Origin of the sequence: Mycobacterium innocens (assembly GCF_900566055.1) — a bacterium.
Taxonomy (GTDB): Bacteria; Actinomycetota; Actinomycetes; order Mycobacteriales; family Mycobacteriaceae; genus Mycobacterium; species Mycobacterium innocens.
In genome coordinates this window covers 1-11,993 of the sequence record NZ_UPHQ01000075.1, presented here as the reverse complement: position 1 = coordinate 11,993, position 11,993 = coordinate 1, and the positions used below count along the sequence as shown (strand labels likewise).

Annotated in this window: 7 protein-coding genes and 6 pseudogenes; 2 read left to right on the top strand and 11 right to left on the bottom strand. The window is 67.7% G+C overall.

What is annotated here, in order from left to right; genetic code table 11:
* Positions 1 to 200 (top strand): annotated as a pseudogene (locus EET03_RS09045) (IS607 family element RNA-guided endonuclease TnpB); the annotation flags it as partial.
* A 26-nt stretch (positions 201 to 226) separates the two neighbouring features.
* On the opposite strand, the pseudogene EET03_RS09040 reads toward EET03_RS09045, so the two are convergent.
* From EET03_RS09040 to pdxH, 11 genes and pseudogenes are all read right to left on the bottom strand, one after another.
* Positions 227 to 3,018 (bottom strand): annotated as a pseudogene (locus EET03_RS09040) (ATP-binding protein); the annotation flags it as partial.
* A gap of 65 nt (positions 3,019 to 3,083) precedes the next feature.
* On the bottom strand, positions 3,084 to 4,256 hold the full coding sequence (locus EET03_RS09035) for a PPE family protein (RefSeq protein ID WP_075541396.1): 1,173 nt from the start codon (positions 4,254 to 4,256) through the stop codon (positions 3,084 to 3,086).
* 52 nt (positions 4,257 to 4,308) lie between these two features.
* A complete protein-coding gene (locus tag EET03_RS09030) occupies positions 4,309 to 5,118 on the bottom strand; it encodes a PPE family protein, SVP subgroup (protein WP_075541397.1) in 810 nt (269 codons plus the stop codon).
* 303 nt (positions 5,119 to 5,421) lie between these two features.
* Positions 5,422 to 6,969: a class I adenylate-forming enzyme family protein gene (locus tag EET03_RS09025; RefSeq protein WP_075541401.1), complete on the bottom strand. Its 1,548-nt coding sequence runs from the start codon at positions 6,967 to 6,969 to the stop codon at positions 5,422 to 5,424.
* 29 nt (positions 6,970 to 6,998) lie between these two features.
* Positions 6,999 to 7,085 (bottom strand): annotated as a pseudogene (locus EET03_RS09020) (flavodoxin); the annotation flags it as partial.
* 62 nt (positions 7,086 to 7,147) lie between these two features.
* The gene (locus EET03_RS09015) at positions 7,148 to 8,302 is read right to left on the bottom strand and encodes a PPE family protein (RefSeq protein ID WP_075541398.1); all 1,155 of its coding nucleotides are present in this window, start codon (positions 8,300 to 8,302) and stop codon (positions 7,148 to 7,150) included.
* Positions 8,303 to 8,790: 488 nt separating this feature from the next.
* Positions 8,791 to 9,243 (bottom strand): flavodoxin family protein, encoded by a 453-nt coding sequence (locus EET03_RS09005; protein ID WP_099194084.1) that lies wholly within the window; start codon positions 9,241 to 9,243, stop codon positions 8,791 to 8,793.
* A 20-nt stretch (positions 9,244 to 9,263) separates the two neighbouring features.
* Positions 9,264 to 9,503, bottom strand: a pseudogene (locus tag EET03_RS09000) (flavodoxin family protein); the annotation flags it as partial.
* A gap of 1 nt (position 9,504) precedes the next feature.
* A pseudogene (locus tag EET03_RS08995) lies at positions 9,505 to 9,975 on the bottom strand (hypothetical protein); the annotation flags it as partial.
* 18 nt (positions 9,976 to 9,993) lie between these two features.
* The gene (gene dapB, locus EET03_RS08990; RefSeq protein WP_075541399.1) at positions 9,994 to 10,731 is read right to left on the bottom strand and encodes a 4-hydroxy-tetrahydrodipicolinate reductase; all 738 of its coding nucleotides are present in this window, start codon (positions 10,729 to 10,731) and stop codon (positions 9,994 to 9,996) included.
* Positions 10,732 to 10,870: 139 nt separating this feature from the next.
* Positions 10,871 to 11,545: a pyridoxamine 5'-phosphate oxidase gene (gene pdxH, locus EET03_RS08985; RefSeq protein ID WP_075541400.1), complete on the bottom strand. Its 675-nt coding sequence runs from the start codon at positions 11,543 to 11,545 to the stop codon at positions 10,871 to 10,873.
* 296 nt (positions 11,546 to 11,841) lie between these two features.
* Here pdxH and EET03_RS08980 point away from each other — a divergent pair.
* Positions 11,842 to 11,993, top strand: a pseudogene (locus EET03_RS08980) (pyridoxal 5'-phosphate synthase lyase subunit PdxS); the annotation flags it as partial.

The following is an 11,993-nucleotide window of genomic DNA, read 5'->3' as shown; positions in this document are numbered from 1 at the left end:
CACACCAACGTGATGACAACGCCGCGATCAACCTCGCACGCTACGCGGAAATCCTTAGCGTCGTCGGCCCAGTTGGGGCCGCCGTCAAGCGTGGAGCCGACCGTAAGACCGGGCCTGGCCCGGCCGGTGGCTGTGAAGCGCGGAAGGGACGCAGCCGCAAGGCTGCCGAACAACCCCGAAATGGGGTGCGAGTCGCGTGACCACTAAAGATCACTCACTCGCAACGGGTATCGCACAGCGAGATCACCGGCAGCCGGAACGACTCGCACAGCGCGAGGAAGTCGGCGGCCTTGTCCGACGCCTCGGCGTCGATGGCGCCGCCCAGATGATGGCTGCTGTTGGCGATCAGCCCGTAAGCCGCACCCTCGACGCGAACCAGCGCGGTCAGGATGCCGACCCCGTAGTCGCGACGCAACTCCAGCACCGAGTCGACGTCGACGACGGACTCGATCGCCCGGCGGACGTCGTAGGCGCGTAACCGGTTCTCCGGCACCACATGCCGGGACAGTCGCGGGTCGGGTGCCGCCCAACTGTCGACGCTGCCCTGGAAATACGACAGATATTGCTTGGCCAGCGAAACGGCGCGCGCCTCGTCGTGGGCGACCAGGCTCACCACGCCGTTGCGCCGTTGTACCTCGATCGGTCCGATCGCCTCCGGTGGGTAGACGCCGAGCCCGCCGCCTTCGATCATCGCCGGGCCGCCCATGCCGATATTGGCGTCCGGGGTCGCGATGATCACGTCGCACACCCCGGCGAGGGCGGCATTGCCGGCGAAGCACCGACCGGACACGATGGCCACCAACGGCACCCGGCCGGAGAGACCGGCCAGCACCCGGAACGTCGGCACGTCGAGCCCGGCCCGGCCACCGACGTCGGTGTCGCCGGGCCGGCCCCCACCGCCCTCGGCGAACAGCACCACCGGCAAGCGGTTTCGCACGGCCAGGTCGAAGACGCGGTCGGTCTTGGCATGGTTGCGCATGCCCTGGGTCCCGGCGAGCACGGTGTAGTCGTACGACACGACGACCGCTCGTGCGGCGGCCGAGCCGAACCGATCCGCGCCGATGGTGGCCACGCCGGCGACCAGGCCGTCGGCCGGGGTGTTGGCGATCAGGTCCTCCTCGGAGCGCCGGCTGCGCTGCGCGGCGATCGCCAGAGCACCGTATTCGACGAAGCTGCCGGGATCGACCAGGTCGGCGATGTTCTCTCGTGCGGTGCGCCGACCTTGCTTGTGCCGTTTGGCCACCGCGGCTTCCCGGCCCTCGTCCAGGGTTAGCCGATGACGCTGCCGGACCTGGTCGAGGTCGGCTCGCGGTCGACCCAGATCGACGACGGCAGTTGATGATCCACCATCGACAACATTGGTGCGGGTGAACACCAGCAGCGGGTCGCCGGTGGCGACCACCTGACCGGGCGACACCAGATTGCGGACCGTCCGCAACGCATCCGGAGCGGCCAGGACATGCTGCATCTTCATCGCCTCGAGCACCACCAACTGCCCGTCGGCGCCCACCTCGCTACCTTCGGGCGCGACGTCCACCACCGTGCCGGCCAGTTGGGCACGCACGCTTCTTCACCCGGGTAAAGCTCGACCGCGGCCACCCGATGGGCGTGCCGGTGAGACAGCGCGGCCGCCGCCAGGCCGGGCAGCTTTTCGTCGACGAAACTCGTCGTGACGATGCCTGATTGAACCTTGTTGTCCGACAAGAGTTCTTGCAGAAACGCCAGGTTGGTGGCGACGCCCTCGATGCTGAACTCCGACAGCGCCGTGCGCGCCTTGCGCACCGCCGCGCCGAAGGATGACCCGGATACGTGGGTGATGACCTTGGCCAGCAGCGAGTCATAGCGTGGGCTCACTGACAGCCCCGCCCGGCCATAAGTGTCGACCCGGACCCCGGGGCCGCTCGGGGGTGAGAAGACCGTCAGGGTGCCCGCTGCGGGTAGGACGGACCCAGCTGCCGCCATGGTTTCAGCGTTGACCCTGGTCTCGATCGCGATACCCCGTGCCGTGGCGGGATCACCGGCGACTGTGGTTGCCTCGCAGGAAATCCCGGCTGGCAACCCCAGCTCGTCGTAGGATGCACCGCCGGCGATGGCCAGCTGCAGCGCCACCAAGTCCAGTCCAGTCACCTCCTCGGTGACGGTGTGTTCAACCTGGATTCGCGGGTTGACCTCCAAGAAGACGAATTCCTCAGCGGAGACCAGGAATTCGACGGTGGCCAGTCCGCACAGCCCGACGCCGGCGCAGAGCACGGTTGCGGCCCGATGTAAGTCACGGCGCAGGCTATTCGAAAGGCCTTGGGCGGGAGCGATTTCGACCAGCTTCTGGTAACGCCGCTGGATGCTGCAGTCACGATCGCCCAGCGCCAGCGCATGCGGTGGCTGGCCGATGACCTGCACCTCCAGATGCCGTGCAGCACCCAGATATGCCTCGGCGAATACCGCCGGGTTGCCGAAGGCCAGCTGCGCTTCCGCGGCGCACTGACGGTAGGCATCATCGATCTGGCCGGCGCTCGTCACCTTGCGCATGCCCCGGCCACCACCACCGGCGAGCGCCTTGATCATGATCCCGCCGCCGGCCTGAGCGGCGAAGAATTCATGGATATCGCCGAGGCTGCTGGGACCTTCGGTCGCGGCCAGCACCGGCACCCCGGCGGCGACGGCGGCCGCGCGGGCCGCAGACTTGTTCCCGACCAACTCCAGCACCTCGGCGTCGGGTCCCACGAACGTGTACCCGCCGGTCGTACAGGCCCGCGCGAATTCCGGGTTCTCGCTGAGGAACCCATAGCCGGGGTGGATCAGCTCGGCGCCGGACGCTTGGGCCGCGGCCAGGATGGCCGCGGCGTCGAGGTAGGCGTCGATACCGTTGCCGGGCAAGGCAAGTGCCTGGTCGGCCGCGTGCACGTATGGGCTGTCGGCGTCGTCCGCGGCGTAAACCGCCACCGTGGGGATGTCCAATTCTGTTGCCGTGCGGATGATTCGAAGCGCTATCTCGCCCCGGTTCGCGATCAGCAGGCTCATTCGGACACCCCGGCCATCATGACGCGCGACCACATACCGGCCACATTACGGCCCGGCCGGTCGGATCAGACGACGACCTGTTTGGGCATCACGGTCGGCCGGAAGCCGTACCGTGGCCCGGCGTAACCACCGCCGCCCTTGGACGCGGCGGCCATCCCCGGCCCGCCGGGCATCGCGGTGACCGGTCCGGCTTCCTCGGGTACCGCCCAGCCGCTGCCCTCCAAAGCCGTGGTGCCCGAAGGCAACGCCGGAGCGGCACTGGACCAGCTCGCCGGCACCGCCAACTTGCCGACCGCGGACGCCTGGCCCATGCCGGCCAGGACCGAGCCCGCGCCCACGGGTGCCACGGCGTGCGTCGTGGCCGCCGGTCCCGCGATGGCCGGAGCCAGCTCGGCGGCGGCTGCAGCCCCGCCCGTGGCGTTCACGGCATCCATGGCATGTCCCAGGAAGACCGCGTTGGGAATGGCGGCCATGACGAACCACGCTGCGGTGTTGACCGCGCCGTTGATGGCGTTCTGCACGAACGTATTGCCCAGCAGGTCATCGATGATTCCGCCCAGGGCCGTCGCGTCGAAAACCGACGCGGCCGGCGACGCCAGCCCCATGACCGCGTTGGGCACGTTGGTGATCAGATTCGCCAGCCCCACCTGCTGGGCCGTGCCGGCCGCGGCGGCCTGGCCCACCGCAGCCGCCTGCGCGGCCAGCCCGGCCGGGTTGGCGATCCGCGACGGCGTGGTCAGCGGGTTCAACGTCCCGGCGGCCGCCGACGACGCCGCGTAGCCGTACATCGCCAACGCGTCCTGCGCCCACATTTCGCCGTAGTGCGCCTCGGTGGCCGCGATGGCGGGTGTGTTCTGGCCCAGGATGTTCGTCGCCACCAGCGCCGCCAGCAGCGCCCTATTGGCCGCAACCTCAGCCGGCGGCACGGTCGCGGCGAAGGCCGCCTCGAAGGCGGCCGCGGACGCGGTGGCCTGCGAGCCCGCATGGGCGGCGGATTCGGCGGTGTAGGTCAGCCAGGCCAGGTACGGCTGGGCCGCGGCTGCCATCGACATCGACGCCGGACCCAACCACTGCTCGGTGGTCAGCTGGGTGATCACCGATTCGACCGAGGCGGCCGTGGTGCTCAACTCGACGGCCAGCCTGTTCCAGGCCGCGGCGGCGGCCATCATGGGTGCCGCCCCCGCACCGGCGTACATGCGTGCGGAGTTGATCTCAGGGGGTAAAGCTCCGAAATCCATTTGTTATCCCACTCCTTGTGGTTTGGTCCGGTTCGTATCGGATGCAGGTGCTCTAGACGGCTTCCGGCTTCGGCATGACGATGGGCTTGACGCCGTAGCGCGGGGCACCGAAGCCGGCGCTGTTGCGCGTCGCCGACGCCAATCCCGGCATGCCGGGAATGACGGCGCCCGGCGCCGCCTGCGGTGCGGCGGCGGTCCAGCCGGCACCTTGCAGCGTGCCGACTTCCGTGCTCGACACCAAGGTGGCCGTCCCCGCCCAGGTCGGCGGTGCGGCCGCGCCGATCGAGGACACCTGGCCCAGCCCGGCGGCGATCGGCGCCGCGCCGATCGCGGCCTCGGCCGCGGCAGCCGGTGCCAGGCCGGCGGCGCCGCCCACGGCTTCGGCGGCGTCGGCTCCGACGGCCTCCGCGACAGTCGGCAGAAGCGCACCGCTGCCCAACGCCAGCAAGTCCGACGCGGCCGATGCCCAGTTGCCGGTCCCGATGTTGAAGATATTGGCGAGATCCGTGATCCATCCGGGAGTCTGGCTGGGCAGCAGCGCCCCGAGGAGGTCCGACAAGGGCGAGGCCGCCGCAGAAGAATTGGCCGCCTCGGCGGCCGCATAGGTCCCGGCGCTGACGCCGAGGGTATTCACCAACATGTCGTACATAGCCGCGGCTTCGGCGCTGATCTGCTGGTACAAACTCCCGTAGGCGGTGAACATCGACGCCTGCAGCATCGACACTTCGTCGGCTGCCGCCGGTATCACACCCGTGGTCGGGACTGCCGCGGCGACGTTCTCCGCGTCCATCACCGCGCCGATGGTCTGCAGCTTGCCCGCCGCGGCGGCCAGTTCGTCTGGCTGTGTCGTCAGGAATGACATCTGTGCTCCTCGTGTTTCGAAATATGCCGACCGGTTGCGGCGGCCATTTCCTGTGGATTTGCTGGACAGCTTCTGGTTATTTGCTGAACAGTGTCTGTGCGTTGAGGATAAGGCTAGTGATCCACACTCCCGCCGTCGCAATCCAAAGACGTCAACGATGAGTCCCGTTACGGTTTCTTAACGCGAACGCCGGCAGTGCTAACACTGTCCTGTCGAGCGTGACATCTTCCGGTGACCAGCGGCATCGAAATGAGAGGCGTGGCGCACATTTCTACGCTGTGCGGCGACGGCGCCAACCGCCGGTCAATGCACCGGCGAGCCCCACCGGACCTGTTCGCGGAGCTTGCCCTTGAGCAGTTTGCCGCCGGCGTTGCGCGGCAGCGCTTCGGTCACCACCGTGACGTACTGCGGAACCTTGAAGTCGGCCAGTTGCCGGCGGCAGTGTTCGAGCACCGCCGTCACGTCGATCGGGTCCGCTCCTGCATACAGCACCGCGCCGACCTTCTCCCCCATGACGTCGTCAGGCACCCCCAGCACACAAGCATCGGCGACGCCGGGGGCCGACAGCAGCGCGGATTCGACCTCAACACTGGAGACATTCTCGCCGCCCCGGTTGATGATGTCCTTGAGCCGATCGACGATGTGCACTCGGCCCGCGTCGTCGACACGTACCACGTCGCCGGTATGCAACCAGCCGTCGACGATCGTGGCCGCGGTCGCTTCCGGCCGGTTCCAGTAGCCCGCGGTCACGTTCGCCCCCCGGACCACCAACTCGCCCATCATCTCGCCCGGGTCGGGGTCGTCGCCGCGATACGGAACCACCCCGAGATCCACCGACGGAACCGCATAACCGACCGAGTCGGCGTGTTCGGCCGCATCCCAATCCGGCAGCACCGTCATCAGGGAGGCCGACTCGGTCATGCCGTATCCGTTGAACACCGTTGCTTGCGGAAACGCGTTCTTGACCGAGCGCACCAATGACGGGGCGATCGGCGCACCCCCGTAGCCGACCCAACGCACCGAGGAGACGTCGGTGCCGGGAAAACCCTTGTGCCGCAGCACTAACGAGTAGACAGCCGGAACCGTCACCAGGAGCGAGATGCGCTCGGCGGGAAGTGTCGCGAGCAACTGGTCGATGTTGAGTGCGGGCATGATCACCGACGCCCCGCCGACGCGGGCGGCTGCCAGCAGCTGCGAGTTACAGCCGGTCGCGTGGAACAGCGGCACCGAAATCAGGGTGCGCAGCTCGTCACCGAGATCTGGTGACAGCCCGAGACATCTGGCCCCGTTCTCGGTGTTGGTCACGAATGCCTCGTGGGTGGTCGGCACACCTTTGGGATGGCCGGTGGTTCCCGAGGTGTAGAACAGCGCCGCCACATCGGATGGGCCGAGTTGTTCGGTCACGAACGGGTCGCCGTCGGGCAATGCCGTATCCGCGCTCAGGTCGATCCGGGCCCCGGCATCGGACAAAACGAAGTCGACCTCCGGCTGGGTGGAGCGGGTGTTCACCGGCACCACAACGCCACCGGCCATCACGGTGCCCCAGAACGCCAGCACCCAATCGACTCCCGCCGGATACCGCACGGCCACCCGGTCGCCAGCGCTCAGTCCACCCGCCCGTAGTCCGCCGGCGACTCGCGAAGCACGATCCCACAGCTGCCGGTAGGTCAGCCGCGCGGCGTCGAGCTCGACCACGGCTTCACTGTCGGGGCGACGGTCGACCTGCTCGGCAAGCATGTCCAGCAGGGTGGGGGGGATCTCGTCGTAGTGCGGGACGCCGGCGCGATCGAGGCGGATCCCCGTCCGCGGGAACGGGTTGTGGTTCCTGGGAATCTCGATTACGTCAGGCACCTGATCACTCCACGTCACTCCAGTTCGACGACGGCGACTGCGGCGCCGACGGTGTCGTTGTTGCCTTGTCCCCACACACCGTAGGCACGGCTGACGACGTGGTCCGGGCCTGGGTAATCGTCAAGTCGACCACGCCCTTACACCTGGTGACCCGCCCGGATGTTTCCGTGGGCCCGGATCAGCCGAACACATGCCTGGGCATAACGGTCGGCTTGACTCCGTACCGCAGGCCTGCGCCGGCGCCTGCGCCGTTGGCGGCTACGACCATTCCAGGCGCAGGCGGCACCGCCGCGATCGCTGCGTCCTCCTCCGGAACCGCCCACCCGGTGCCGGCCGAGGCGATGTCGGCGGTCACCGCCGGTGCGGCGGTAGACCAGCTCGCCGGCACCGACAGCCGACCGACCGCGGGCGCAGTGCCCAAACCGGCGACGATCGGTGTTGCGCCGACGCCCGCAGAGGTAACCGCGACCGCCGGTGCGGCTGTCGCGGCGGCAACCGAACCCACCCCGCTGGCGGTGACCTCGGTAGCGGCGTCGGCCCCGTCGTTGCTAGTGATCAAGGCCATCCCAAAGTCCGCCATTACGCCCGAGACGCCGTGCCATGCGTGATCGACGAACAACGGATTGGGTTTGGCGAGGTAGGACAAGACCGCATTCAGCCCCGACACCTGGGCCTCCGACCGTGCCGGGGAGGCGAGGCTCATAACGGCGTTGGGCAGGTTGCTGATCAGGTCGTTAAGACCGGCCTGCTGCGCGGACCCGGCGGCGGCCTGGCCGACAGTGGCGGCTTGGCCGGCGATTCCGGCTGGATTGGTGACGGCCGACGGCCCGGTCAGCGGGTTCAACCTGCCGGCTGCCGCGGAGGCGGCCGCATAGCCGTACATGGCCGCAGCGTCTTGTGCCCACATTTCCCCGTAGCGTGCCTCGACGGCCGCGATGGCCGGCATGTTTTGCCCGAGGATGTTTGTCGCTACCAGGTCGGCCAACTGGGCTCTGTTGGCCGCAACCTCGCCCGGGGCCACCGTCATCGCACGTCCCGCCTCAAAGGCGGCCGCAGACGCCATGGCTTGTGCCGCCGCAACCGCCGAGGATTCGGCCGTCTCGGTCAACCAGGCCACGAGGGGCTGCGCGGCGGCGGCCATCGACAGCGAGGCGGGACCCAACCACGGCTCGGTCCTCAGCCGGGTGACGATTGACTCGAAACAGGATGCAGCGGTGCTCAGCTCAACTGCCATGCCGTTCCACGCGGCCGCAGCCGCCACCAGCCCCGCCGCGCCCGCGCCGGCGTAAATGCGCGCGGAATTGACCTCCGGAGGCAGAGCTCCAAAATCCACTGAGGCATTCCGTTCTAGTCGAGTTCCAGGCGAGCGTGGTGCTTCAGTCGACGCAGCCCTTATTCCATCATGTTCGCCGCCAGCGTGCCCCCAGTTCGTAGGCGCGCTCGCGCGCCGCGGCGTCGACGGCAGGCTGAGCCCCCCAACCCGGTCGCCAGCTTGACGAGGGCCGCTGCGGCGCCGACGGTGTCGTTATTGCCGTGTACCCACAGACCGTAGTGACTGCGCCGGCTCCCCGCCGCCACGATGGATTGCCTACATCGCCGTCGACGACGCGGCCAAGATCGTGGCCCGAGTGGCCGACCTCGGCGGGACGGTGCTCGAACCGCCCAACCACGTTTCTGGGGTGGGAACGATCTGCATGTTTGAGGATCCTGTCGGTGCCGTGATCTACGTGATGGAACGGGCACCAGCCGAGTGACCGACGACGGGGCATCCAGCCGCCCGATCGAACACAAACACCCTGAAGCCCAACGCGATATCAGCAATCAGCCCATGAGCTGAGCGGCAACTGTCGCACCGAGGTTCCAGCACGCTTCGACGTCGGCCCTGGTCGGCTTGCCCATCACCACCACCGTCTCGGCAACCTGCGCCCAGCCCAGCCCGGTCGTGATGGCGGCCAGACCCCGCTCCGCTCCCTCGGTGCCCTCGTTGCCGTGAATGTAGACGCCGAACGGTCGCCCCCGCGTCGAGTCGAGGAGCTGGTAGTAGGCGCAGTCGAATGCGTGCTTCATGGCACCGCTGAGGTACCCGAGGTTGGCCGGCGTGCCTAGCACGTAGCCGTCGGCCTCCAGCATCTCGACCGGCGATACGGTGAGCGCCGGGCGGCGAATGACCTCGACGCCCTCGATATCGGGGTCGGTCGCACCGGCGACAACCGCCTCGAACATCTCCTGGCAGTGCGGCGACGGGGTGTGGTGCACGATCAGCAGGCGCGGCACTAGCTGGCCTTATCCCTATTAGCGGGGTATTCGCCCAAATCCTGCTTGAGCGCCCCGGACAGGTAACCGAAGTTGGCCGTGGTGCCGAACAGGTACCCGTCGGCGTCGAGCATGTCGGGAAGCGTTGCGGCCAGGGCTGGCCTGGCGATCACGTCGACACCCTCAATCTCGGGGTCGTTGGCCCCGGCCAGCACCGCCTCCAGCAGCTCTCGGGTGGTCGGCGACGGGGTGTGGTGCACGATGAGCAGGGTCTTGGTCATTGCCGTGCCTGCGGCTCCTTTCCAGGCTCAGGGCCGTTTTCATGGCTTCGCGGGCCCGGCGGCGATCCCCCGCGTAGTCGTAGCCCCTGGCCAGCCGGTACCAGCGACGCCAGTCGTCGGGGTCGTCTTGCAGTTCGGCGCGCACCATGTCGAACAGCGCGTCGGCCGCGGCGCGTTCGATGCGGCCGGACGGCCGTCGCGGCAGCGCGCTGACGTCGAGTTCCATTCCGTCGTCGGCGATCAGCCTGGCCAGCTTCTGGTGGGCGAATCCGGCCCTCAGGGTGGCGATCATCGCCCACAGTCCGATGACGGGCATGAGCAGCAGGGCCAGTCCCAGGCCCATGGCGGCAGCTCGACCCGAGCCGATCAGCGTGACAGCGATGCGGCCCAGCAGGACGAAGTACACCAGCATGGCCGCACACATGAAAGCGATCAGCAGCTGAATGCGCATGGTGCGCGCCGTGCCCGTCATTGCCCCGTCACTGACGCGTCATTGCAGGTCGAGCAACGGCTCGATGCCCACGGTGAGGCCGGGGCGCTCCCCGATGCGACGCACCGCCAACAGCACCCCGGGCACAAACGAGGTGCGGTCGAGGCTGTCGTGCCGAATAGTCAACGTCTCTCCTTGGGTACCGAACAGCACCTCTTGGTGAGCGACCAGCCCGGCCAGCCGCACCGCGTGCACCGGGATGCCGTCGACGTCGGCGCCACGGGCTCCGGGCAGGCTGGTGCTGGTGGCATCGGGATTGGGCGGCAAGCCTTTTCGAGCCTCGGCAATCAGCATGGCAGTACGCGTCGCCGTGCCCGACGGGGCATCGGCCTTGTTCGGGTGATGCAACTCGATGACCTCGGCCGAGTCGAAGAACCGGGCGGCCTGTTTGGCGAAATGCATGCACAGCACCGCCCCGATCGCGAAGTTCGGCGCGATCAGCACCGCCGTCTCCGGCTTGTCGGCCAGCCACGACTCCACCTGCTGCAGCCGCTCCGCGGTGAAGCCGGTGGTCCCGACCACGGCATGAATCCCGTTGGCAATCAAGAACTCCAGATTGTCCATCACGACGTCGGGGTGGGTGAAGTCGATGACCGCCTCGGTGTTGCCGTCGGTCAGCAGACTCAGCGGATCACCGGCGTCCACCTCGGCCGACAGGGTCAGATCTTCGGCGGCCCGGACCGCCGCCACCATCGTCGCTCCGACTTTGCCCTTGGCTCCCAGCACACCTACCCGCATCTGGTGAAGCCTACTGCGGCCGCTGTTTCCGCGAACGCGCGTGTTCGTCCCCCGAATCACCGTCGACGACGCGTCATCGGGAAACCGATCGACGCGCTCTCCCGCGAAGGGCCGACGCCCACCATCCGCTGATATCGAGTCAGGGTTGCAGCCTGTCGAGCCGGCCGTTGGTGATGCGGATCCGGTTGTGCAGCCGGTTCTGGCGGCCCTGCCAGAATTCGACGACGTGGGGGGCGATACGGTAACCACCCCACTGCGGCGGCACCGGAATCTGGTCCTGGTCGGCGAAGCGACGCGTCACCTCCGCGAGCTGCTCGTCGAGCTCGGGGCGGGAACCGACGGGTCGCGACTGCTGCGATGCCCACGCACCCAGCTGGGCACCGCGGGGGCGCTTGGACCAATACTCGAAAGTCTCCTCGGCGCTGACCTTGGTGACCGCACCGCGCACGTGGGCCTGGCGGCCCAACTCGTACCAGGGGAAGGTTGCCGACGCATATGGTGTCGCAGCGAGCTGCTGACCCTTTTCCGACGCGTAACTCGTAAAGAAAACCACACCCGACTCATCCAGTAATTTGCAGAGCACCGAACGGCTCACCGGCTTTCCGTCGGCAACAGTGGCCACCACCATCGCATTAGGCTCAATCACGCCGGCACGTTGCGCATCGCTCATCCACCGGCGGAGCAACACGTGCCAGCCGGCGTCGAGCCAGTGGAAGTCCAAATCGTCGCAACCGTCCTTTTCCGGACCGTATTCGCCACGCATCCTTGCCAACTCGTCGTCGTTAAGTTCGACGACCTGGGAGTTATCGTCCATCCCGACCTCCGGTGCTCCGCGAGCTTATCCCGCAATGGTCACATAAGATTCTTTGCTACCGACCGTGCTGCCGGTAAGCCGAACGGCGCTCATTGGATTGCATAATCGATAACACGGAATTCCTACCATATTATGATTTGATGCAGTCGCCGAAGGCACCGGATTTGTGTTACTGCTGCACAGTGTTGTGGGTTGTTCGGTAACGGTTTCGCCGCCGTTTGCACTGGCTGCTTGTCGGTAGCGACACGAGCCGAACGAGCCGCGCGATGGCAGTTGTAGTGGAGATTGGAGACACCATGGATGATGCGGGTAGCCCGGCGACCGGTACGGCGCGGGTCAAGCGTGGGATGGCCGAGATGCTCAAGGGCGGGGTGATTATGGACGTCGTCACCGCGGAGCAGGCCCGCATCGCCGAGGGCGCCGGCGCGGTCGCGGTGATGGCGCTGGA